This window comes from Halostagnicola alkaliphila, assembly GCF_055379965.1.
Genome location: NZ_AP043825.1, coordinates 253,427 through 275,178 on the forward strand (window position 1 = coordinate 253,427; position 21,752 = coordinate 275,178).

Below are 21,752 nucleotides of genomic sequence, written 5' to 3' on the forward strand. Positions count from 1 at the left end.
TCCGGATAAACCGCTGTAGAAAGTTACAACAAGCTCATACTAAATAATTTTACCGATGCCTGGTCGGCGACGAGGAGTGTGGCAACCAGCAGACGATGAGAACGAGCAAGAACTATACCCACACCCGACAACACTTCCTATCAATGCTGGAGAGCACTGCGACGATCTCGCGCGTCGAATTTTCGATGGAGTTCCCGCCGGGACACGTCTCCGCGTACGTTCTGGACGGAGACGAGGTGATTCTGTTCGATACCGGTCCCGCCTCGATGTCGACGGAGCAACCGGTTTCGTTCGCCGATCAGTGCGACTACGCTCTCGAGGAGATCGATCACGTCTTTTTGACCCACCCACACCCCGACCACGTCGGTCGCCTCCGGGAACTGGTCGAGGGAAGCGACGCGGACGTGTACGCCCCGCTTACTGCACGCGACCGGCTCAGTCGCCCCCTCGAGACCGTCACCGACCGAATTCGAGACACGATCGCTCAGAGCGGGTTCGATCGGTCCGAACGGGAACAGATCTACGACGACGAAACACACTTACAGCGATGGATGCGGACGAACTTCCCCTTCGACGCCGTCGACCATTGGCTCGTCGACGACCAGCGGGTCACCGTCGGCGAGCGGACCGTCGACGCGATTTGGACGCCAGGTCACCACGCCGACCACCACTGCTACGCGACGACGGTCGACGGCGAGTCGGTCCTCTTCTCCGGCGACATGGGTATCGAACCGTTCCGAGCGGTCCTCCTCAATAACCGACTGGACCGCGAGTACCATAGCGCCGTCGCGAGCTATCGGCGCTCGCTCGACCGCCTCGAGAAGCGCACCATCGACCGAATCTTCCCCGGACACGGCCCCGTCCACGACGCCCCGCTCGAGTCGTTCCGGGACGATCGCGCGAGCCTCGATCGCCGGATCGAAGGTGTTGCCGACGCGCTCGTAGACGGACCGATGACGGCAGCCGACGTTACCGAGGCAGTTCTGGCGGAGGCCCACGCGATGCACTTTTACCCCGAAATTCTCAGTGCGCTCACGCACCTGGTCAACCGCGGTCGGGCGTCCCGCGAGCGCGACGGGGATCTCGTCTACTACTCTCGATGAACTCGGTCGAGTACTCCCGGCAAATCACGTGTGACGGTAGATCAGGTCGCGCTGGATTTCGTTGACGCCCTCGTAGATGATCGGGAGGCGCGCGTCGCGGAAGAGCCGGGAGATCCGACGTTCGTCCAGCACGCTCCGTCCGCCGTGGAGTCGCATTCCGGTTTCGGTGCACTCGACGGCCGTTTCGGTCGCCTTCGTCTTCGCCATCGCGGCCCAATCGGTCGCGTCTTCTTCCCCGTTTACCAGCTCTGCGGCGCGCCAGGTCAGTGCGCGTGCGCTCTCGAACTCCGTTCGGGCGTCCGCGAGGTCGTGTTGGACGGATTGGAATTCGCCGATCGAACGGCCGAACTCCTCGCGTTGTTCGACGAACTCCCAGGTTTCCTCGAGGGATGCGGCGGCGATTCCGAGGCCGTGTCCGCTCGTGGAGACGCGGCCGTGATCGAAGAACTCGGAGATCATCCTGAACCCCTCGCCCTCCTCGCCGACGAGGTTCTCCGTAGGGATCCGGCAATCGTCGAACTCGATATGGGCCTGCTGGGACGCTCGCATTCCGATCTTTTCGGGGATGTGTTCTGCGGCGTACCCCGGTGTGTCAGTCGGGACGATACACAACGAATGGTTCCCGTGTCGGTCCTCGGGATCGGATCCGGTCTTCGCGTACACGAGGAGCCAGTCGGCGTCGATCCCGTTTCCGATCCAGTACTTCTCGCCGTCGAGCACCCACTCGTCGCCGTCCCGCTCCGCGGCGGTCGTCATTCCCGCAAGGTCGCTTCCGGTCTCCGGTTCCGAGACCGCCATTCCGGCGAACTCATCGCCGGACGCGATCGGCGGCAGGCGCGTTCGTTTCTGTCGTTCCGTTCCGTATCGCTCGAGAATGTTCGCGCCGAAGCTCCGCCCCCGAATTGCCATCCCGATCCCGGCATCCGCGCGGAAAAACTCCTCCGTGACCGCCAAACTCTTGAGGAGCGACGCGCCGCGCCCGCCGAACTCCTCGCCGATCTCTATTCCGACGAGGTCGGCATCGATCGCCGCGTCGACGACTGCCGTCGGGTAGGTCCCGTCGTCGAAGTGTCGCTCGGCGTTGGGCTCGATGTACTCGTCTGCGAACGCTCGAGCCTCTCGTTTGATGGGCCTAACGGACGCAGGAACCAGTGATTCGTCCAGTAACTCCATGATGGATAACTGAAAGACGACGGTAAATCTTTTTCGACGGAAGCGGGTGGTTCCGGCTGCAGATCGCTACTCAGCGACGTCGTCTCGTTCGCGGAGCACCGTTCGGCGGATCTTTCCGGTCGAGGTTCGCGGGAGTTCCTGGACGAACTCGAGTTCGCGCGGGTATTCGTACTTCGCCAGTCGATCCTTGACGTGTTGTTTCAACGCCGAGCGACGGTCCTCGCCGGGATCGTAGCCGTCGGTCAACACGACGAACGCCTTCGGAATCTCGCCGCGCGTTTCGTGGGGAACGCCGATCACGCCCGCTTGCTCGACGGCTTCGTGCGTGACGAGCGCTTCCTCGATCTCGTCGGGGCCGAATCGATAGCCGGAGCTGATAATAAGGTCGTTGTCACGAGCGTGGAACTGGAAGTACCCGTCCTCGTCGAACGAGACGATATCCTCCGAGAGGAGCCAGCCGTCTTGGATCTTTTCCGCCGTTTTCTCGGGCTCGTCGAGGTACTCCACGAACAGCATCGGGTCGCCCTCGTAGCGGACCGCCAGTTCGCCGGTTTCGCCGGGCTGCTCGATCGGTTCCATCGTTTCCCGGTCGAGGACCGCGACCTCGTGACCGATCGACGGGATCCCGAAATAGCCCGTCCGGTGCGCGTAGTCGAACCCTGGATCGTCGCAGATGAGCCCGCCGAATTCGGTCGCGCCGTACCCTTCGATGAACGCCGCGTTCTCGAAGGTGGTGGTCGCCCAGTCGATGATGCTCTCTCCCGCGGATTCCCCGCCGGTCGAAAACGCCTGCAAGCTCCGCAGGTCGTACTTTTCGTCCGCGTCTTCGACCTGCATCATCATGCGAACCGCGGTCGGCGGGAGGTTCAGGTGCGTGATGTCGAACCGGTCGACGAGTTCGAACTCCGTTTCGGCCTCGAACGATCCGCCCGGGGAGCCGACGACCGGGATTCCGTAGAACAGCGGCGGAAAGACCATCTGATTCAAGGACATGATCCAGGACCACTCGGAGATCGTCCGAACGACCTGATCGTCGCCCGTGTTGTGCCGTTGGAGGCTGATAAACTGCGGAAGGAGGCCGAGGAGGTGCCTGTGTGCGTGAACTGCTCCCTTGGGCTCGCCCGTCGTTCCGCTCGTATAGATGATACAGGCCTCGTCCTCCGGATCCGTCTCTCGCGTTTCGAAGTCGTTCGAGCGGCCCTCGATAGCATCCCGGAAGTTGATTTCGTCCGCCTCGTCGAACGGCTCGGTCGTCACGACGAGTTCGATCGCATCGAGGTCGTCGCGGATCTCGCGGAACGTCTCAATTGCGCCTCGGCCGACCACAAACGCGACGGATTCGGAATCAGCGAGTCGGTACCGAAGCCCGTCGGAACCGAGGAGGACGCTGAGCGGGACGGTGCTCGCACCGAGCTTGAACGCGGCGAGGTGCGCGACGAGCGACTCCAAACACTGCGTTCCGTTGACGGCGACTCGATCGTCGGGTCCGATCCCCCGACTCTCGAGAAACGACGCGAACCGGTTCGCGTACTGTTGGAGCTGGCGGAACGTGTACGTACTCCGGTCCCCGTCCTCTTCGTCGATATAAAGAGCGATGTCGTTCTTCTCCGCTTCAGCCCACCGGTCACAGACGTAGTGAGCGATGTTGAACGTCTCGGGTATCTCCCAATCGAACCACTCCTCGGCCGCTGCTATCGTTTCGAATCCTCGTTCGTGAAAGTGGTAGTTCTCGAGTCGGTCGATTTCGTCCATTCTACTGAGAGAATTACGACTGCGCACATTAAGCGTTATTTAATATACCTTAGGTATCCGCGTCGGTGGCGAGCGGTCAGCGGTGACCGATGCCGGGGTCGGCCCCCGAAGCTAGTCGAATTGCGGGTCGCGGTCGTGCGTGAACGCCTCGACGCCCTCGAGCATATCGTCGGTCGTGGCCAGCAGGCCGAACGCCTGACTTTCCATCGCGATCGCCGTATCGAGGCTCGCGTTCTGGCCCTCGTTGATGACCTGTTTCGCCGCTTTGAGCGCCGTTTTCGGGCCGCTTGAGATGTTCGAGACGAACCCGTCGACGGTCTCTTCGAACTCGTCGGCCGGCACCGCCCGGTTCAGGATCCCCCAGTCGGCCGCGCGCTCGGCGCTGATCTGCTCGCCCTGGAAGACGAGTTCCTTCGTGCGCGCCTCGCCGACGAGGCGGACGAGCCGTTGGGTTCCGCCACCGCCCGGGATGAGCCCCAGATTGATCTCCGGGCTCCCCAGTTTCGACTCCTCGGTCGCGATGCGGATGTCACAGGCGAGTGTGATCTCGAAGCCGCCGCCCAGACAGAGTCCGTCGACCTTCGCGATCGTCGGCCGTTCGAACTCGTAGATGGTTTCGACGGCCTCGTCGACGCCCATCAGATCGGTCGGGTCGGCGGTCGTAAAGCCCGTGATATCGGCACCGGCGCTGAACGCTCGCTCGCCCGCCCCTTCGAAGGTGACACAGGACACTTCCTCCGTGTCGACCGTCTCGAGCAGCCGTTGAATCTCGTCGAGCATGTCCGTCGAGAGCGCGTTGAGTCGTTCCTCGCGGTCGAACGTGACCTCGAGGACGCCGTCGTCGTCGAGCGTGTGCGTGATGTAGTGGTAGGGCCCGCCGTCGCCGTAGTCGTAAAATCCTTCGCCGGCGTCCTCTCCGGTGCGGCCGTCCTCGACGAGTTCGACGAGGTAGTCGGCTGGCTCGTAGCGCGCCGCCCCGGTCTCCTCGTAGAGCGCTTCGACTTTCTCGAGCACCCGATCGAGGCCGAGCTTGTCGCCGGTCCGGCAGGTTCCCTCCGGGAGGCCGCCGCCGAGTCGCATCGCGATGTCGATGTCGTCGGGCTCCGCGACGCCCTTCCCGACGAGACGCGCCGCTTCGTTTACCATCCGAGCCTCGATCCGGAGCGTATCGAAGCCCTCGCCGTCGCCGGGTTCGTAGTCGACATCGCTGTCGACGGCTTCGCCGTCTCCTTGAGACGTCTCCGACGTCTCTCCGTCCTCGTAGTCGTAAAATCCCCGTCCGGTCTTCCGACCGAGGTCGTCGTTTTCGACGCGCGTCTCGACGCTCTCGGGGAGGGGTTTGTTCCACTGCTCACGGCTGTGTGCGAGCACGTCCAGTCCGCCGAAATCCGCGAGTTCGAACGGTCCCATCGGGTACCCTCGCCGGAATACCATGGCCGCGTCCGCCTGTCTGACTCCCGTCGCGTCCTCGTCGAATAACCACGCGGCTTCTTCCATGAAGGGGACGAGGACGTTGTTCACGATGAACTCGGGAACGTCCTTTCGGACGAGTACGGGCGTCTTGTCGATCGATTCGGCGAACTCGTACGCCGCGTCGACAACGTCGTCGTCGGTCTGTTCGCCGGAAACGACTTCGACCAGATCCATCTTCACCGGCGGGTTGAAAAAGTGCATTCCGCAGAATCGTTCGGGTCGATCGACGGCTTGCGCGATATCGCCAACCTTGAGACTCGAAGTGTTCGTCGCGAGGATGGTGTCGTCCCCCGCGGCGTTTGCAACGTCCTCGAACAAGTTTCGCTTCATCTCGAGATCCTCGGGAATGGCCTCGATAACGATGTCCGCGTCACTGACGGCCGCCGAAAGATCGGTTGTCGTATTTACGCGCTCGAGGACGGCGTCCGGATCGTCCTCGAGTTGCCCCTTCTCGGCGAGTTTCTCGACGCTCCACTCGAGTTGTTCGTAGCCGTCTTCGACGTACGACTCCTCGATGTCCCGAAGCGAGACATCGTAGCCGGCGATCGCCGCGAGTTCGGCGATTCCGTGGCCCATACTACCAGCTCCAAGCACTGCAACGCGCTCTATCTCATGTTGCATTGTGGTAGTAATTACGACAGCAGGTATTCAAGGTGACGGTTAGGTGAAAACCGGATCGCTCCGAAACCCGATCTATCGCGCACCGTCGGTATCTTCCATTGGCCGACGATATCGACGCTGAATTGGCTATCACTCGCTGTCGATACACGCTGAACCGAGAGTCCTCTCCTCTCGAGTCCGGCTGCTAATCATGCATCTTTGATGAGGTCCGCACCTTTCTCGGCGACCGCTATCGTCGGTGCGTTCGTGTTCCCGCTCGTGATCTGTGGCATCACCGACGCGTCGACGACGCGGAGGCCCTCGAGACCGTGGAGGCGGAGGTCGCTGTCGACGACGGCCTCTTCGTCGGTCCCCATCTTACACGTACAGGTCGGATGGTATCCGGAAACGGCGTTGTTTCGAATGTACTCCGCGATTCCCTCGTGGCTCTGGACGTCTTCGCCGGGTTTTATCTCCTTCTCTCGGTACTCCGAGAGAACGTCCGTCTCTCCGATGCGTCGCGCCCGGCGGATCCCTCTGACGAAATCGTCGACATCCTTTTCGTCGACCATGTATTTCGGATCGAGTATCGGATCGTCGTACGGGTCGTCCGATTGGAGCGTCACGCGTCCGCGGGCGACCGGGCGAAGCGGGAGGACCATGATCGAAAACCCTGCCTGCGGATCGGCTTCGGATCCCGGGGAGAGTCCGTACTGAATGTCCGGGGCGGGAAGCTCTGGCTCCGTCCGCTCGAACGCGCCGACCATGACAGTGTCGTATCGGGTTCCGCGTTCCTCGTCGTCCTCCACCTCGATCGGTTCCGGTGCGGAGCCGATCGATTTCGAACTTTCGTAGACGACCGGGACCCGGAGGTGATCCTGCAGGTTTCGACCGACCCCAGGGAGATCGTGTTTCACGTCGATGTCGTGGTCTTCCAAGTGGTCGGCCGGACCGATCCCCGAAAGCATCAGCAGTTGCGGCGTCTGTATCGCTCCCGCCGAAAGGATCACTTCTCCGGAGCGGTTGACTTCCGCCTCGTGCCGGTCGCCGTTCTGTTCGTACACCACACCTGTCGCCCGATCCCCGTCGAACGTGAGTTCGGTGACGTGTGCGCTCGTCTCGACGGTCAGGTTCGGCCGGTCGAGAATCGGCTTGATGAACGCCGCCGCGGCGCTGTGTCGGTGACCGTCTTTCGTCGTGGAGTGGTAGTAGCCGATTCCCTCTTGTTGTGAACCGTTGAGGTCCATGTTGAGCTCCAACCCGGCTTCTACCCCGGCCTCGACGAGCGTCTTCGAGAAATCGCTGGGCGTCCCGCGAGACACGCTCAGCGGCCCGTCGGTTCCGTGGTACTCCTCGTCCCCGTCGGCGTTCAGCGTTTCGGACTTTTTGAAGTACGGCAACAAGTCGTCGTAACTCCAGCCCTCGTTGCCCATCTCGGCCCAATTGTCGTAGTCGTAGGGGTGTCCGCGGACGTAGGCCATCCCGTTGATCACGCTCGAGCCGCCGAGGGCTTTCCCCCGCGGCCAGTCGATGGTTCGACCGTTCATCCCCGGCTGGGGTTCCGTGTCGAACTTCCAATCGAGTTCGGATCCCAGGACGTCCCACACTCGGGTGGGATCTTTCACCATATCCCTGTCTTCCGCTGGTTCACCTGACTCGAGCAACAGTACGTCGACGTCTTCGGATTCGGTCAATCGGCGGGCGAGTACACATCCGGCACTCCCACCACCGACGATCACGTAGTCGTACATGATAGACGTTCACAATCTACTTGGAACGGTAACTAATGGTTTGCGGTTGTCCCCGTAGATTGGTGGCAGATAGAGACAGACTGTGACATCTCCGCTGAGCAAGCCCGCAGAACACGAGAACTGACCGGTTTGGCGTTCGATCAGCGTACAGGCCACACCGTTGACAAAAGTATCAAGGTACTTCAGTCGGTACCTCCTACTTAACGGAGTAATCAATGTCCAAACACGAGCCGCCGGACGAGTCGACTAGCACAGTGTCTCGGTCGTTCTATCGGGAGGGAATGACGGACGGGCTCCCGATCGTACCCCCGACGGACGAGCGCATCGAGGAAATGCTCCGGGGTACCGATACGTCGCGCGACCACGTTCTGGGTCAGCTCGGCAACGATGATAGCCCGATCACCGTCGAGCAGTTGGCGTCGAACGCGGTGATGGCGGGCTGTCTGCCGACGTACATGCCGATACTCGAGGCGGGGATACGAGCGCTCGCTGACCCGGATTCGAACTCTATTCAGTTTTCCGTTAGTACGGGCGGCTGGGCGTACCAGTGGGTTCTGAACGGTCCCGTTCTCGGCGAATTTGGGCTTGCTGATGGGCGCGGGCCGTTCGGCCGAACCACCCGCGTCAATCGTGCAACTGCGCGAGCGCTCGGGATCGCCTATCGAAACACGACGAGCATCTATCCCGGCGAAAAAGACATGGGCGTGATGGCGAACCCGCTCAAGTTCGGCTTATTCCTCGCCGAGAACGAGTCGACCAGTCCGTGGGAACCGTACCACGTCACGCACGGCTTCGACGAGGAGGACAGCACGATCACGCTCGGCGGGCCGAACAGTTTCATCCAGTGGGAATCCGGGGCGGACAGCCCCGAAGCGATTCTCCGCGGGATGATCGAAAACACGCCACCGTCGATGGTCGGCGGGGAACAGCAAGGCGGCGATTTCGACCAAACGATTTTGCACGTGCTCAGCTCAACGGACCTCGAGACGCTTGCCGACGCCGGTCTCTCCAAACGGGAGGTTACAGAGTACATTGCAGATAACTCTCACATTCCGATCGAACGGTTCCAGAAAGGCGTTCTCTGGGACGACGCCCTGGACGATTACCACGGCGCGGTAGAGAGTCGACAGGTTCCCCAGATCAGCGGTCCCGAATACGTGAACGTCGTTGCCGGCGGGAGCGGTGAAAGCCAGTCCAACGTAGTTATCGGACCATCGATCGGCGGCCCGGTTACGAAGAAGATCGAGTTCCCCGACGAGTGGGACCACCTGGTCGCGGAGTACGATTTCGACGAGTGATGCACCGCTTGCGGCGTGGTGACTCGTTTCATACACCATTGTTACTTGTCACCAAAAACTATATGCCGCATGCGAGTGTTACTCTCTCATATGGGTCTCATAACGCCCTCTTCATCGGGGAATGATACCGAACAGAAACCGCTCGTCTCTCGAGTCGCCTCCTTGGAAGGCAAACACATCGGGCTGTACGATAACGGGAAGCCAGCGGCCGAACCGTTACTGACAGCCGTTCAAGAAAAACTCGCACAGCGGTATCCCGATGCGACGTTCGAATGGTACCACGTTGAACACTTAAACCAGATCAAGAACGACGACGAACAGGAGAGCGTCGTCGACTGGGCCGAGAACGTCGACATCGGCATCGGTGCGATCGGCGATTGTGGCTCTTGTACCAAGTTCCTCGCGTGGGGTATCGAACTCATCGAGGACGCCGGAACGCCCGGCGTCGGCCTTATCGACGAAGGGTTCGAACTCGACTACCAGTCGAACGCCGTCGAGCGCGGCCGTCCACTTCGATACAAGAAGACGCCCGTTCGATGCGAGACGACGGATCTCGATCGAGTTCGTGAGGAAGTGAGCAACGAAGTCGTGGACGGGATCGAAGAAGAACTAACCCGGTCGCTGAACGACAAAGAGCGCGCAGAGCAAGTAGCGCAGTAACCACCGCAACCAGGAGAGACCATGTCTAATCAAACACAAAAAGAGCAGTCGCTAGAGGAGATCAACCGATCACTGTACGAACAAGGGCTAACGGACGGCCTTCCGGTCATACCACCAACGGACGAGCGGGTGGAAGAAATGTTGCGCGGCACCGACAACCCGCGGGACCACGTTCTCGGGGAAATCGGAAACAATGACAATCCGCTTACCGTCGAGAAGTTGGCGTCGAACGCGGTGATGGCCGGTTGTCTGCCGACGTATATGCCGGTACTGGAAGCCGGGGTTCGGGCGCTCGCCGATCCGGATTCGAACTCCATCCAGTTCTCGGTCAGTACCGGGTCGTGGGCCTACCAGTGGATCGTCAACGGCCCCGTTCAAGACGCCCTCGATATCGAGAGCGGCTCCGGAGCGTTCGGTCCGAGCTTCCACGCTAACCAGACCATCGCACGCGCCCTCGGGATCGCCTACCGGAACACCGCGAAGATCTATCCCGGCGAAAAGGATATGGGCGTAATGGGGAATCCCGCCAAGTTCAGCTTCCTCGCCGGCGAGAACGAAGATAGTAGTCCGTGGGAGCCCTACCACGTCACGAACGGCTTCGACGAGGAGGACAGTACGATCTCCCTCTCCGGACCGAACAGCTGGGTCCAGTGGTTCCCACACGAGAACAGCGCTCAGGACGTCCTTCGTGGGATGATCGACAACACGCCGGAGTCGATGCGCGCAAGTAGCGGAGAAGATCTGAACGCCACGATCACTCACTTCGTCAATCCCTACAATGCCGAAGAACTCGAGAAAGAAGACCTGAGCAAGGAAGAGATCAAGGAGTACATCGTCGAGAACTCCTACCGGAAGACCGACGGCACGTCCAACTCGATGCTCGACACCGATAAGGTCGTTCCGCGGCAGGTCAGACAGTACGATGACACCGACTCCATCAACATCGTGGCCACGGGCGGAGCCGGCCGCGTCAACGCCATCGCGGGGACCTCCATCGGCGGCCCGGTCACGAAGAAGATCGAGTTCCCGGACGAGTGGGACTCGCTGGTGGAGGAGTACTCGGTCGAACGCAACTGGGTCCCAACCGAGGGATTCTACGAGTAACCCGCAACGATTTGCCCAATAGGGTAGTCGGTGCTACCTTCCCTTTGACGGTGTGAAGGGATACCAGCCCGTGATCCCAACTTCGTGTCCTTCAACCAGACACCTTCTCTTTCGGGACGGTATCCATTCCCACCAGTCTTTCTCCGAAGTAGCAAGCGACGCGTATCGCTCACGGATCGATTAGTTGGACCGTCCTCGTCGTCACCACTATCCCGAAAAAGGAGTCCGGTTCGAAAATCGGCCGATTGGGATCGTTACCGTCGATGTGCGACTATCGATTCGCGACGTTACGGACAGACAAGGATTTTGCGTTCCTCGTTATCCTCGCTGAGGAGTGTTTCGAATCCCTCGTCAACGACGTCCTCGAGGCCGATACGTGAGGTGACGTACTTATCGGCGTCGAGTTCACCGGTCTCGAGCTGGCGAAGTACCGCGTTATATTCCTTGGTGACCCGTGGTCCCAGTTGGTGGGACGTCGAGCCCGAGATCGACCGTTGGGAGCCAACGAGACTCTGCGGTGAGATCTCGACGTCATCGCTGAACACGCCGATGACGGTCGTGTGGCCGTTCGCGCGCGTCGACTCGATGGCCTGATTGAGCGTTGCTTGGTGACCGACGGCTTCGAACGCGACGTCGACGCCTGTTCCGGTCTCTTCGCGAACGCGTTCGACCGGGTCTTCGTCGGTCGGGTCGATTACTGCGTCTGCGCCGAACTCTCTCGCTACCTCCTGGCGCGACTCCTGGGGCTCCGAGACGTAGATCGGTCCCGCGCCCGTCGACTTCGCGAACTGGATTACGCCTAATCCGATCGGCCCGGCACCGACGACCATCGCGCTGTCGCCGATTCCTAACGGGGATTCGCGGACGGCGTGCAGGCCGACGCTGACGGGTTGAGCGATAGCCGCCTCTTCGGGCGAGACGCCCTCCGGCAGGACGATCGCGTTGTCGGCGCTTTCTACCACTTTCTCCGCGTACCCGCCCGGCTGGGCCGAGGTCGCATTCAAGTTCTGACAGAGGTTGTAGAGCCCGTCTTCGCAACACCAACACTCCATACAGGGCGTGTGTGGGCTGAGAACGACGTCCGTCCCGACTTCGATATCGACGTCCTCGCCGGTTTCGATAACCGTTCCGCCGACTTCGTGGCCGAGCGTCACGGGTAGTTCAGCGTCTCCGTGGAGTCCTTCTGTATAAAAGTGGAGGTCGGACCCACAAATCCCACACGCCGCTACGTCTACTAGTATCTCGCCTGTTCCGGGGGTTGGCTCGTCAACGTCTTCGACAGTCATATCTTCTGTACCGTAGAAGAGTGCAGCTCTCATGTGCTATAACTCACATCATTTATTATTAAATGTGTTGATTAGGGCAACCCGTACGTCAATCCTGCACCGCTATGACGGCGGCTGTCGCACGTCTTCAGATATAACCCACCAAGTTGTAGGTGCTTGACTGGCGGCGGTCAGTGGCGGGGTCGCGGACCGCATCAGCTACAGCTACCGCACGCGATGTCTCCCGCTTTCCGCCAGTTACGATGGAATCGCCCTCCAGTCTGACGGTTTTCTCACGTCCTGGATCACTCAGCTCGGGGGTTCAAAATATCATGTCGTCAACGGTGGTTTGTTCAGGCAGCAGAATTTCCATAGCTAAAGACGGATGCTGGCCAAACTTGTAATTCTCCAAGGGTTTCACCTATGGAAACGCTGCTGGCCGATCAAACCACGGCTAGCGACAAAATGATTACGCCGTCTTGGAATCTGCTGTTCTCACAGCCGGTAGGCGGTCGGATCGTGTCTGCGGTGCGGTCGCTGTCTGGCGATAGCTGACGCTCATGGAGGGCCTCGGTCGGCCACTGAGGGCCGCCGGTCCGGCGGCCCTCAGATCTCTCTCTATGCGGTCACACCCGGTGGATCGTACACTTCTCTCCGATCAAGCATATGGTAGATCGACACCAGCAGCTTCCGAGCCGTTGCCACGATTGCTTTTTGTGAGTTCTTTCGGCTTGCTAGCCGGTCATAAAACCGACTCAGATACTCGTCGTTACAGGTATGGACTGCGGTGTTTGCTGCTTGGACGAGCAGCCATCTCACACGACCTGATCCACGTTTTGAGATACTCCCTTCGATCCGCGAGTCACCTGACTCGCGGATCACCGGGTTCAATCCGACGTAACTGACGACCGCTTTGTCACCGTCAAACCGGCTGATATCACCCAACTCCGCGTAGATAGTCAACGCTGTGAAGTAACTCACTCCGGGAATACTCATCAGCAGCTGGGTCTCCTTTAGAGACCCAGCGCGTTCTTCAATCGTCTTCTCAAGCTTCTGAATCTCTTCGGTGAGCGACTCGATCAGGTCGAGATACGACTCAAGCAACGTGTCCCACGGCGTCGGGATCGAGAGTTCCCGCAGGAACTCTCGTCCCTCCACATTCAGTGGTTTCACGTCCTCAGTGATGCCGTGATCGGAGAGGAGTCCGTGAACCTTATTGGCGTATTTGGTACGGTTTTCGACCAACGTCTGTCGCCCGCGCACGAGTGCGCGGGCTTCCCGTACCTCCTCGGTCGGAACATAGCTTTCAGGCACCGAGTTCAACCGTAACATCCGCGCGAGTTCTTTCGCGTCCACGCGGTCGGTTTTCTTGTCAGTGTCTGCGATCTGATTGATCTTTTTCGGATGAGCGACGGTCACATCCAAGTGCTCTGACAGCGTATCGTGGATGTGGTAGTAGTTGGAGGTCGCCTCAATCACGGCTTGTGCGCCGGCGTACCGCTGGGCGAGGTCGTCGAGGTTCGCGTTTTCGACGCGAACCTCTTCGACGATCATCCCAGCCTCATCCATTACTGCCACCTGTGCGTACCGTTTGTGGACGTCGATTCCGAGGTACATGGTTTGTTCACCCGGGACGCCAGTGCGTGAAGCAGAGATTCACCTATTCGGGCTTTCCCGGATGCCGCGGCGCGCGGCATCCGGGCTGTCACGCCCATGACTCGGCTTCTTTCGCACACGGACCAGTCAACAGAACGTGCTCTGTGGCACGAAATCCTTGTCGGTCTCTTGCGCCCCATATCTTGTTTCACGCTCTCATGGAGTAGCAGCGTTTCCATCGAGTCAACAGAGCCAAAATTCATTCCGCTCCATCGATAGTAGACGGAACCAGCTTTTTATTGACCGACGCCAAGATAGGTGTGGACAGCATTCTTTTCCTCGATTTCGTCAACGAAAGCAATCGCGAAATCTTCCATCGTGATATAGCTGTCACCGTCTTCATTAGTGACCAGTCCTCCTTCAGCGGTTCGATATGCTCCAGTTCGCTCACCAGGCTCAATGATTGCGGCAGGTCCGACGTATGTCCATTCAAAATCGTTGAATTCGCGGAGAATTTCGAATGCATCGATCGCTGCTTGTGCGACTGGCTTTGACTCCTCGGGAAAGTTCTCGGTCTCGATCAATCGTGTTTCCGAATCCACTTTGAGGCCACCAGCGCCACCAGTCCAGACGAGTCGATCGATAGTGGTTTGTTGCAGTCCTTCGATAACTGCCTGCATCATCTCTGAAAGGACGTCGGGAGACTCGTCTCCGTTCGGGCCAAGCGTGGAGGCGACTACATCGTGAGCTGTCGCAAGTTTCGCGACGTCATTTGCCTCAGTGGCATCCCCCGACATTTCAACAAGGTTTGGATCATCGATTCCTTCAACGGTCCCACTACGAGAAACGCCCGTTACGTAGTGTCCTCGTTCGAGGAGTTCTTCTGTTACTCGAGTACCAATACGTCCGCTAGCACCGTATAGAAGCACATCCATATTGGAAAGCACTCTCGGCTTCATATTAGTCTTTTTGATCAAAATATCCTGGTCAGGATTACTATTCATTCCGTTGTTATGGTCTCCTCAAGCAACCCGATCACTAGTGCTTGCGTAACAGTCTCATTTCGATTTGCGACCGCATCACTACCAGTGTCTTGGCTGGAAAGCGCGATTGCGGCATCCCCGACACCGAGACCCACGCGCAGTGGAAGACGTGCATAGAGATCGGCCAATCCTACCGCTGCGACCGCTGCTGGTGGAGAAAAAATCAGCGACGATACCATCTGTTGTTCGCATCAAGGTGCGCAATACTTGCTCTGCCATTACCGGCCACGAAAGTGCGCTAAGCCGTTTCCAAACAGGCCAGACTAGCTTCTGATAGTCACGATACACGCTCACCCTATGATATTTTTAGGGTTTGATAAATAGCCTAGGATACCAGCAGAATCTCTACTCCCTTCAAGGGGGGCCTCACTCACACCTTATCCGTGGTCTTTTCCTCACCGGTCAAATGAACCACTCGAGCATTTTGCGGTCATCATCAGAGCGTTCGACAATGTGTTTCTTCGCTCCTCTCTACTTTCAAAGAGAGGATCCTGCCTATCAAGGAAATTGAATCCGACACTTCCGGCACGAATCACGAGAACACTTGATCTGGGCCACAGTCCTGATACCGGAGTGAACGCGTATCCGGACTACCGTACGAAGCCGCTCAGGGATGACCCACTTCCTCGAGATAGGGAGGAATGTCACGCGTCCGACTGGGTGTCTGCCGTGGAAGTTCTGTTTGCCAGGTCAGTTATTATCTGCGCCTGCCGTTCGACGTGCTCGAGGTTCCGTACACCGACGCTCCGCATGTCCACTGTCTGTCCGACGAAGTACAGCGTTGTTGGGAGGATCCCAACATCGTATTCCTCTCGCAAGCGGTCAGCACCGTCTTCCACGCAGATTGACCCGAGCCCGACCGTCTCGTCAACGGCTGAGAGTTCGTGGAGTTGGCTGAGCGTCTCGGCCATCTCTGCACAGGGGGTGTTTTTCGGCTTCCACACGTATATCACTGCAGCGGCGTGTTCCATAAGGAAGCCCTGAATGTCTTCCTGATGCAGCGGGACGAAGTTTTCTGGAGCACCGGAGGACGTCGGTGGGTTTTCGAGCCGATCAAATACCCGCGCCGCCACCAGGATGTCCTGTTCGCTCATTTCCTCGACGAACTCGGCGATAGTCGTTACAGTGGCGAGAAAGTCGTCGTCGCCGTCGTCGATCACGTTTGAGTTCTCCCAGTCGGATTTGTTTCGGGTGTTTTCGTCCTCGAGAACGTCCGCGCGGCGGGCAGCGAAGTCCTCGGTGGGGGTGATCTGACCGTTGGCGTCTTTAACAACGTCGGCGTTGATCAATCGCTTGAGAATTTTATTGGCATCCATGTCAGCGGGATACTGTCGATTTGTCTAAAACTCTTCGGGTCGGAAGCGAAACGGCATTGAGTTCACAATCACATTGTCGGTACGCTCGCCGTATTGTCTGCTTACGGGTCGGTGCGAGACGGACGATTCGGGTTCGTCACGTCGACGCCTTGTGCAGCTCTGTCATTGAATCCTGGTTCGGCCTGCTGAAATGTCGTTCCAGGGTTTCTATAGAAGTTCTCTATTATCGCTCCTGAAAACACCAATAATTCATCATATCCTTTCAAGGGGTGCCGGAGAATCAAATCACGGATGGAGAACGACTTTGACTCCCTGCCGGTCAGCTTCGGCGGCAAAAGCCGCTTCGAAGTCGTTCATCTCGAATCGTGGCCCGACGACGGGCGACAGATCGATCGCGGGCGCGATCGCGAGCGTCCGGCGCCAGTCCGACTCGCGGCGGGCATTGACCGTTTGGACCGAAATCTCCTCCTTTAGGAGGTCGTTGAGGCCGAACGGGACGCGCTCGGCACCATGATAGACGCCGATCTGGACGAGTTCGCCGCCCGAGCGGATGCTCGACTCCGCGAGTCGGAGCGCAGATTCGTGGCCGGACGCCTCGAGGAACACGTCGGCCGAATCGTCGAGCGCGCCCTCTGTAACGTTTCGCGTCGACGTGGCGCCCATCTCCTCGGCGATCGGGAGCCGCGTCCCCTCGTCGACGTCGGCGCCGATCATCACTATCTCGCTCGCACCCGCTTCGCGCGCTGCGAGCAGCGCGCTTAACCCCGCCGATCCGGGGCCGGTGATTGCGACGCGATCCCCAACCTCGAACGATGATGCCTCGATCCCGTGGACCCCGATGGCGAGCAACTCGAGGAATACGCCCTCGTCGACCGTAATTTCCTCGGGGAGCGTGTAGAGGTTGCGCGCGGGCACTACCACGTACTCCGCGAGCGCGCCGGGCACCTCGGTGTCGATCCCGATCGCCTTCCGGCCGTGCGGCGAGAATCCGGTTTCGTTCGTGCAAAGATTGCTGTGTCCCTCCCGGCAGTTCCGGCACCGCCCACAGGAGATCCGCGGCTCGACTGCGACGCGCTCACCGCCCTCCCAGCCCTCGACGCGCGGTCCTACGGCGTCTACCACACCCGCGAATTCGTGGCCGAACACCTGTGGGAGGTGTGGCTTGTAACGGTGGTAGGACTCCTCCCATCGGTAGAACGGGGCTTCGACGCCGCCGTCGATGCCGACGGACCTCACGGCGATCCGCACTTCGCCCTCTCCTGGGTCCGGGATCGGTCGTTCCGCGAGATTCATGCCTTCGGTCGCCTCCCGCTTCTCCAGCACCGTCATCTTGCCCGTAGTCGCCATTGTGGAACCTAATTTGTGGGAGCATAGTTACTTCTTTGGGGGTGGATAGCAGGTGGGGCTGGTTGATGTTGAATACTATCTCTAACCCACGTCAGCTTGGTCCTTCTCGAAGCCAGTCATTTCAATCCTGACGCAAAATACGGAACTCAACAATAGCGAGAATCCTTCGCTCAGCACCGAAAAGACGCACCCATTCCTGACGACGTCGACCACCGCACGAAACTCGAGACGGAGAGTTAGGTGTCGGTCCCGACCGAGACCCGCGGATCCAAGACGCTGTAGAGGATATCGACCAAGAAGTTGCCGATGATGATCATGGCCGCGAGGATCGGGAAGAGAACCTGAATCACCGGGAAGTCACGAGCAAAGGTCGCATCGATGATCAGCAGTCCCATTCCCGGCCAGTTGAAAATCAGTTCGACCAGAACAGCTCCGCTGATGATCGTCGTGAATTGGACTGGAAGTACCGTGACTATTGGGAGCGACGCGTGCCGCGTCAATCGCAGGAGACGCCTTCCCCGCGGGATGCCCTTGACCCGATGAAAGAACATGAAGTCTTGGCCGCTCACTTCGATAATGCTGGATCGCATTATCAGCGTGGAATAGTAGACCCCAGTGAGCGTGAGCGTCAGGAACGGGAGCGTGTAATGCCAGAGGAAGTCCCAGGTGAGGAATATTGACGTGGGATCACTCTCGTACGTTTCGGGACTGACCAGTCCGCCGGTCGGGAACACGTTGAACAAGCCACCGGCGAACAGCGTGAGGAGGACGATGCCCATGAAGAACTGTGGAACCGTCCCGAACATCGTCGGAATAACGATACCCCACTTCTCGAGACTAGACCCGACTCGCGTTCCAATGACCGCACCGAGGCTGGATCCCACGATGACGTTGATCAGCAGCGCCGGCAGCAGCAGGATGAGCGAGTTTATTAGCCGGGGTCTTACCACGTCGTAGACCGGCTGTCCGTACTGGTGAGAGATACCGGTCTCACCTTGTGCCAGATTGACCATGAAGTCGATGTACTGCATGTATAGCGGCTGATCGAGCCCCCACAGTTCCCTGATTTCTTGGACCGCTTCCTCATCGGCACCGGAAGCAGTCAGTTGGGTAAGCGTGTCGCCAGGCATCAGTCTGAGGAAGAAGAAAATGAGCGTAACCGACAAAAAGATCAGTATGACCGTCAAGAAACTTCGCTGGATGAGATACTTAAAATTCATCGTGACTCCTCCTCCTCGGCTGTTTTGAGGTCCTGTTCGTGTAGTTGCCTATCAGTATTCATATCGATGGATTGGTCGTGGTCGTAGTGTAAGTGGCATTTTGCCTGGTGGGTTTCGCTTGTGGGATAGAGAACCGGGTCGGCATCACAGATGTCCATCTGGTCGGGACAGCGATCCTTGAAATTACATCCGGCTGAGAGATTCACTGGGTCGGGCGGATTACCCGAAACGTTCGACCGCGTCCGGTCGTGGTCGGGATTCGGGACCGGGACCGCTTGGACAAGCTCCCGCGTGTACGGGTGCTCGGGCTCATTGAGGAGTTCTCGCGTTGGTGCGCTTTCAACGACCTTCCCGAGGTACATTACGTTGAGATTCTGGCACACGTACGACACCGTCGAGATGTCGTGGGAGATGTAGATGACGGACACCTCGTTTTCGGTGGCGAGTCTCTTGAGCAAGCGCAGAATGGCGACCTGCGTCGACACGTCCAGCATGGACACCGGTTCGTCCGCGAGGATTACGTCCGGATCGACGATCAACTCGCGGGCGATCGCTACCCGCTGTTTCTCTCCGCCTGACAGCTGATCCTCGTACATATCGAGGTACTGCGATGGCGGGGTCAAATTGACTTGCTCCAGCACCTCGTGAACGCGGTCATCATCCTCTTCTATCCCGTGTATCGAAAGGGGTTCCGTGAGGGCGCGTCGAACGGTGAATTTCGGGTTCATCGCCTCGTAGGGGTTCTGGAAGATGATGCGCACCCGCCTGCGGTATTCGTGCCAGTCCTCCTTGCTGAAATCGGACGTCGGGTTGCCGTTGAAGTAGATCTCACCTCCCGTTGGTTCGTGGAGGCCGATAAGCGTCTCCAGTAGCGTGGTTTTCCCGCAGCCACTTTCGCCGATGACGCCAGTAATCTCGTTGCGGTGGAATGTGAGGTCTACCCCGTCTACGGCCTTGACGGGTTGCGTCGAACTACCGGTCAGTTTGTTTTGCAGTACCTCGATCGGCGTTGTCTCCTGGTTGTAGTATTTTTCCAGTCTGTCAGTCCTGAGGATCGGGTCAGTTTCAGTCATTGTTCACCTCGGCGTGTCGTGTCTGATCAGATGCGAGTTCGTCCATTTCGTGGCTCCGGAAACAGGAGTTTTGGTGTTCTCGGTCCCCCTGGGTTGGTTCCAGCGGCGGGGTGTTCACTCGGCACTCAGATTGCGCCCAGGGACACCGGTCGGCGAATGTACATCGGGTTACATCGCCGGACATGATCGGCGGATCCCCTTCGATGGTGGTGAGTTCCTGATCCGGATATCGGATGTCTGGGAACGTCTTTTGGAGGAGGATCGAGTAGGGATGTTTCGGATTGTAGAACAAATCGTGGGTCGTCCCAGTCTCGGCGATCTGTCCACCATGCATGACGGCCATTGAATCACATTCCTCGAAGACGAGCGAGATATCGTGTGTGATCATCAGGATGGCGACGTCCGTTTCTGCTTTGATCTCCTGAAGGTGGGCCATGATCTGGTCCTGCATGATCACGTCGAGCGCAGTGGTCGGCTCGTCAGCGATGATCAGGTCGGGTTCCAGTAACAAGGCGAGCGCGATGATGACCCGCTGTTGCATCCCTCCGGAGAACTGGTGAGGGTACTCATCCATCCGTTCGGGGGGTAACCCGACGATATCGAATAGTTCCGCGAGTCGATTGAGCGTTTCCTCTTTGGACCAGTCAGTATGGTACTTTCCGAGGTCGATCGCCTGCTTGCTGATCCGCATCACGGGGTCGAGGCTGTTCATCGACGCTTGGGGAATCATGGAGATGTTTTTCCATCGGATCTGGTCGTTGAACTCCTTATCGTTGAAGTCTTGGATCTCCTTGCCGCGAAACTTGATCTTTCCATCGGTGACCTCGCCGTTGGAGTCCAGTGCACCGATAATGGACTTCGCAAGCGTACTTTTTCCACAGCCGCTTTCGCCGACTAAGCCGCGATACTGCCCCTTTTCAACCGCAAATGAGGCATCGGTGACGGCGGCAATGTCCCTCTGTTCAGTGTGGTACCGGATGGTCAGGTCTTCGATCTCGAGTATTGGATCTGTCATAGAGCCTCAGCCTCCGTCTCAACTTCTTGCATTCGTTCGTACTCTCGTCCGAGAAGATATGTCGCTAGGATTGTCCACGAAATCATCATCCCTGGTGGAAAGGACCACCACCATGCTTCAAGCAGGAATCCCGAATTGTACGCGTTCCTGATCATGACGCCCCACGACGGGATAAAGGGATTAAGGAACCCGAGAAAGGCGAGCCCTGCCGCGAGGAGGATGGAAATACCCATCCCCAGCGCGAGAAACAGAATGATCATCCCGACCATGTTAGGGAGGATGTGGTTTACTATGATGTGGAAGTCGCTTGCGCCACTTGCCTTAGCTGACTTAACGTAACTTCGCTCTTTGATCTGTAATACCTGTGAGCGGAAGATACGAGAGTTTCCCCGCCACAGCAACGCACCGATAAGGAAGATGGTCGTCCAGAATCCGATTCCGAGGAAGCCCAGTAACACGACCGCAAAGGGGATGAACGGGATACCGTAGAGGATATCCACGATCCTCATTATGGTTTCGTCTATCCATCCTCCATAGTAACCTGCGGTGGTCCCAGCCGTCAATCCTATTGAGACGATCAAGAGACCGCCTAATATGCCAGTCAATAACGTTGGTCTGGCTCCATACATGAGCCTTGAAAGGATATCGTATCCCCCCTCGGTGGTTCCAAGGGGATGGCTGGTGGACGGTGATTCTAGGCGGAGCAGTTCGTCGTTAGCGTTGTAGTGACGTACATCGTACTCGTACGGCATCAATGTCTCTCCGAATGCCGCTAGGAATCCAACGAACAGGAGAAACAAGAGCGACGCCTGCATGAGTCGATTCCCACGTATTTCGCCAGCGAAGTCCGTCAGACCATCCAAGATGAGATTGCTCTCAAACCACTCATTCACTGTATTCGTCAGGCTCCGCATCAAATTTCCTGATTTACTTGACATATTATGTACGTTGTGGCGAGTATCG

17 protein-coding genes and 1 pseudogene are annotated in these 21,752 nt (G+C 58.5%); 4 read left to right on the plus strand and 14 right to left on the minus strand.

Going from position 1 to position 21,752, the window contains the following annotated elements; translation table 11 throughout:
- Positions 1 to 143: 143 nt before the first annotated feature.
- Positions 144 to 1,103 (plus strand): MBL fold metallo-hydrolase, encoded by a 960-nt coding sequence (locus ACZ5C7_RS03380; RefSeq protein ID WP_464375196.1) that lies wholly within the window; start codon positions 144 to 146, stop codon positions 1,101 to 1,103.
- A 24-nt stretch (positions 1,104 to 1,127) separates the two neighbouring features.
- Here ACZ5C7_RS03380 and ACZ5C7_RS03385 read toward each other — a convergent pair whose 3' ends face one another.
- From ACZ5C7_RS03385 to ACZ5C7_RS03400, 4 genes are all read right to left on the minus strand, one after another.
- Positions 1,128 to 2,276: an acyl-CoA dehydrogenase family protein gene (locus tag ACZ5C7_RS03385; RefSeq protein WP_464375197.1), complete on the minus strand. Its 1,149-nt coding sequence runs from the start codon at positions 2,274 to 2,276 to the stop codon at positions 1,128 to 1,130.
- Between the two features lie 66 nt (positions 2,277 to 2,342).
- Positions 2,343 to 4,028, minus strand: coding sequence for an acyl-CoA synthetase (locus ACZ5C7_RS03390; protein WP_464375198.1), 1,686 nt, complete (start codon positions 4,026 to 4,028; stop codon positions 2,343 to 2,345).
- Between the two features lie 111 nt (positions 4,029 to 4,139).
- Positions 4,140 to 6,122 carry a 3-hydroxyacyl-CoA dehydrogenase/enoyl-CoA hydratase family protein gene (locus ACZ5C7_RS03395; RefSeq protein WP_464375199.1) on the minus strand — a complete coding sequence of 661 codons (1,983 nt, stop codon included), beginning with the start codon at positions 6,120 to 6,122 and terminating at the stop codon, positions 4,140 to 4,142.
- Between the two features lie 188 nt (positions 6,123 to 6,310).
- Positions 6,311 to 7,852, minus strand: coding sequence for a GMC family oxidoreductase (locus ACZ5C7_RS03400; RefSeq protein WP_464375200.1), 1,542 nt, complete (start codon positions 7,850 to 7,852; stop codon positions 6,311 to 6,313).
- A 215-nt stretch (positions 7,853 to 8,067) separates the two neighbouring features.
- Here ACZ5C7_RS03400 and ACZ5C7_RS03405 point away from each other — a divergent pair, with 215 nt between their 5' ends.
- The 3 genes from ACZ5C7_RS03405 to ACZ5C7_RS03415 all read left to right on the plus strand — a co-directional run bounded on the left by ACZ5C7_RS03405 (position 8,068) and on the right by ACZ5C7_RS03415 (position 10,914).
- The gene (locus ACZ5C7_RS03405) at positions 8,068 to 9,150 is read left to right on the plus strand and encodes a hypothetical protein (RefSeq protein WP_464375201.1); all 1,083 of its coding nucleotides are present in this window, start codon (positions 8,068 to 8,070) and stop codon (positions 9,148 to 9,150) included.
- A 90-nt stretch (positions 9,151 to 9,240) separates the two neighbouring features.
- Entirely contained in the window at positions 9,241 to 9,810 is a 570-nt protein-coding gene (locus ACZ5C7_RS03410) for a UGSC family (seleno)protein (protein WP_464375202.1), read from the plus strand.
- Positions 9,811 to 9,831: 21 nt separating this feature from the next.
- The gene (locus ACZ5C7_RS03415; RefSeq protein WP_464375203.1) at positions 9,832 to 10,914 is read left to right on the plus strand and encodes a hypothetical protein; all 1,083 of its coding nucleotides are present in this window, start codon (positions 9,832 to 9,834) and stop codon (positions 10,912 to 10,914) included.
- A gap of 287 nt (positions 10,915 to 11,201) precedes the next feature.
- On the opposite strand, the gene ACZ5C7_RS03420 is transcribed toward ACZ5C7_RS03415, so the two are convergent.
- The 10 genes and pseudogenes from ACZ5C7_RS03420 to ACZ5C7_RS03465 form a co-directional block, all read right to left on the minus strand.
- Positions 11,202 to 12,233, minus strand: a complete 1,032-nt coding sequence (locus ACZ5C7_RS03420) for a zinc-binding dehydrogenase (protein ID WP_464375204.1) — start codon at positions 12,231 to 12,233, stop codon at positions 11,202 to 11,204.
- A 564-nt stretch (positions 12,234 to 12,797) separates the two neighbouring features.
- Positions 12,798 to 13,796, minus strand: a complete 999-nt coding sequence (locus ACZ5C7_RS03425) for an IS110 family RNA-guided transposase (RefSeq protein ID WP_464375205.1) — start codon at positions 13,794 to 13,796, stop codon at positions 12,798 to 12,800.
- 275 nt (positions 13,797 to 14,071) lie between these two features.
- Positions 14,072 to 14,710 carry an NAD(P)-dependent oxidoreductase gene (locus ACZ5C7_RS03430; protein ID WP_464375247.1) on the minus strand — a complete coding sequence of 213 codons (639 nt, stop codon included), beginning with the start codon at positions 14,708 to 14,710 and terminating at the stop codon, positions 14,072 to 14,074.
- A gap of 89 nt (positions 14,711 to 14,799) precedes the next feature.
- A pseudogene (locus tag ACZ5C7_RS03435) lies at positions 14,800 to 15,037 on the minus strand (MATE family efflux transporter); the annotation flags it as partial.
- A 425-nt stretch (positions 15,038 to 15,462) separates the two neighbouring features.
- Positions 15,463 to 16,134, minus strand: a complete 672-nt coding sequence (locus ACZ5C7_RS03440) for a hypothetical protein (protein ID WP_464375206.1) — start codon at positions 16,132 to 16,134, stop codon at positions 15,463 to 15,465.
- Positions 16,135 to 16,419: 285 nt separating this feature from the next.
- The gene (locus ACZ5C7_RS03445; protein WP_464375207.1) at positions 16,420 to 17,481 is read right to left on the minus strand and encodes a zinc-dependent alcohol dehydrogenase; all 1,062 of its coding nucleotides are present in this window, start codon (positions 17,479 to 17,481) and stop codon (positions 16,420 to 16,422) included.
- Between the two features lie 236 nt (positions 17,482 to 17,717).
- Positions 17,718 to 18,701 carry an ABC transporter permease gene (locus ACZ5C7_RS03450; protein WP_464375208.1) on the minus strand — a complete coding sequence of 328 codons (984 nt, stop codon included), beginning with the start codon at positions 18,699 to 18,701 and terminating at the stop codon, positions 17,718 to 17,720.
- Complete coding sequence (locus ACZ5C7_RS03455) at positions 18,698 to 19,774, minus strand: ABC transporter ATP-binding protein (protein ID WP_464375209.1); 1,077 nt, start codon at positions 19,772 to 19,774, stop codon at positions 18,698 to 18,700. Before ACZ5C7_RS03455 ends, ACZ5C7_RS03450 begins: the two co-directional genes overlap by 4 nt.
- A complete protein-coding gene (locus tag ACZ5C7_RS03460) occupies positions 19,767 to 20,789 on the minus strand; it encodes an ABC transporter ATP-binding protein (protein ID WP_464375210.1) in 1,023 nt (340 codons plus the stop codon). The genes ACZ5C7_RS03455 and ACZ5C7_RS03460 overlap by 8 nt, the downstream gene beginning before the upstream one ends.
- Positions 20,786 to 21,727: an ABC transporter permease gene (locus ACZ5C7_RS03465; protein ID WP_464375211.1), complete on the minus strand. Its 942-nt coding sequence runs from the start codon at positions 21,725 to 21,727 to the stop codon at positions 20,786 to 20,788. The genes ACZ5C7_RS03460 and ACZ5C7_RS03465 overlap by 4 nt, the downstream gene beginning before the upstream one ends.
- Positions 21,728 to 21,752: the final 25 nt, after the last annotated feature.

What these genes read in the sequence shown, in the direction of transcription:
- ACZ5C7_RS03385 (WP_464375197.1), bottom strand. Translation starts at nt 2,276, where the DNA reads ATGGAGTTACTGGACGAATCACTGGTTCCTGCGTCCGTTAGGCCCATC.
- ACZ5C7_RS03400 (WP_464375200.1), bottom strand. Translation starts at nt 7,852, where the DNA reads ATGTACGACTACGTGATCGTCGGTGGTGGGAGTGCCGGATGTGTACTC.
- ACZ5C7_RS03395 (WP_464375199.1), bottom strand. Translation starts at nt 6,122, where the DNA reads ATGCAACATGAGATAGAGCGCGTTGCAGTGCTTGGAGCTGGTAGTATG.
- ACZ5C7_RS03445 (WP_464375207.1), bottom strand. Translation starts at nt 17,481, where the DNA reads ATGGCGACTACGGGCAAGATGACGGTGCTGGAGAAGCGGGAGGCGACC.
- ACZ5C7_RS03450 (WP_464375208.1), bottom strand. Translation starts at nt 18,701, where the DNA reads ATGAATTTTAAGTATCTCATCCAGCGAAGTTTCTTGACGGTCATACTG.
- ACZ5C7_RS03390 (WP_464375198.1), bottom strand. Translation starts at nt 4,028, where the DNA reads ATGGACGAAATCGACCGACTCGAGAACTACCACTTTCACGAACGAGGA.
- ACZ5C7_RS03465 (WP_464375211.1), bottom strand. Translation starts at nt 21,727, where the DNA reads ATGTCAAGTAAATCAGGAAATTTGATGCGGAGCCTGACGAATACAGTG.
- ACZ5C7_RS03425 (WP_464375205.1), bottom strand. Translation starts at nt 13,796, where the DNA reads ATGTACCTCGGAATCGACGTCCACAAACGGTACGCACAGGTGGCAGTA.
- ACZ5C7_RS03440 (WP_464375206.1), bottom strand. Translation starts at nt 16,134, where the DNA reads ATGGATGCCAATAAAATTCTCAAGCGATTGATCAACGCCGACGTTGTT.
- ACZ5C7_RS03460 (WP_464375210.1), bottom strand. Translation starts at nt 20,789, where the DNA reads ATGACAGATCCAATACTCGAGATCGAAGACCTGACCATCCGGTACCAC.
- ACZ5C7_RS03410 (WP_464375202.1), top strand. Translation starts at nt 9,241, where the DNA reads ATGGGTCTCATAACGCCCTCTTCATCGGGGAATGATACCGAACAGAAA.
- ACZ5C7_RS03415 (WP_464375203.1), top strand. Translation starts at nt 9,832, where the DNA reads ATGTCTAATCAAACACAAAAAGAGCAGTCGCTAGAGGAGATCAACCGA.
- ACZ5C7_RS03405 (WP_464375201.1), top strand. Translation starts at nt 8,068, where the DNA reads ATGTCCAAACACGAGCCGCCGGACGAGTCGACTAGCACAGTGTCTCGG.
- ACZ5C7_RS03380 (WP_464375196.1), top strand. Translation starts at nt 144, where the DNA reads ATGCTGGAGAGCACTGCGACGATCTCGCGCGTCGAATTTTCGATGGAG.
- ACZ5C7_RS03420 (WP_464375204.1), bottom strand. Translation starts at nt 12,233, where the DNA reads ATGAGAGCTGCACTCTTCTACGGTACAGAAGATATGACTGTCGAAGAC.
- ACZ5C7_RS03455 (WP_464375209.1), bottom strand. Translation starts at nt 19,774, where the DNA reads ATGACTGAAACTGACCCGATCCTCAGGACTGACAGACTGGAAAAATAC.
- ACZ5C7_RS03430 (WP_464375247.1), bottom strand. Translation starts at nt 14,710, where the DNA reads ATGGATGTGCTTCTATACGGTGCTAGCGGACGTATTGGTACTCGAGTA.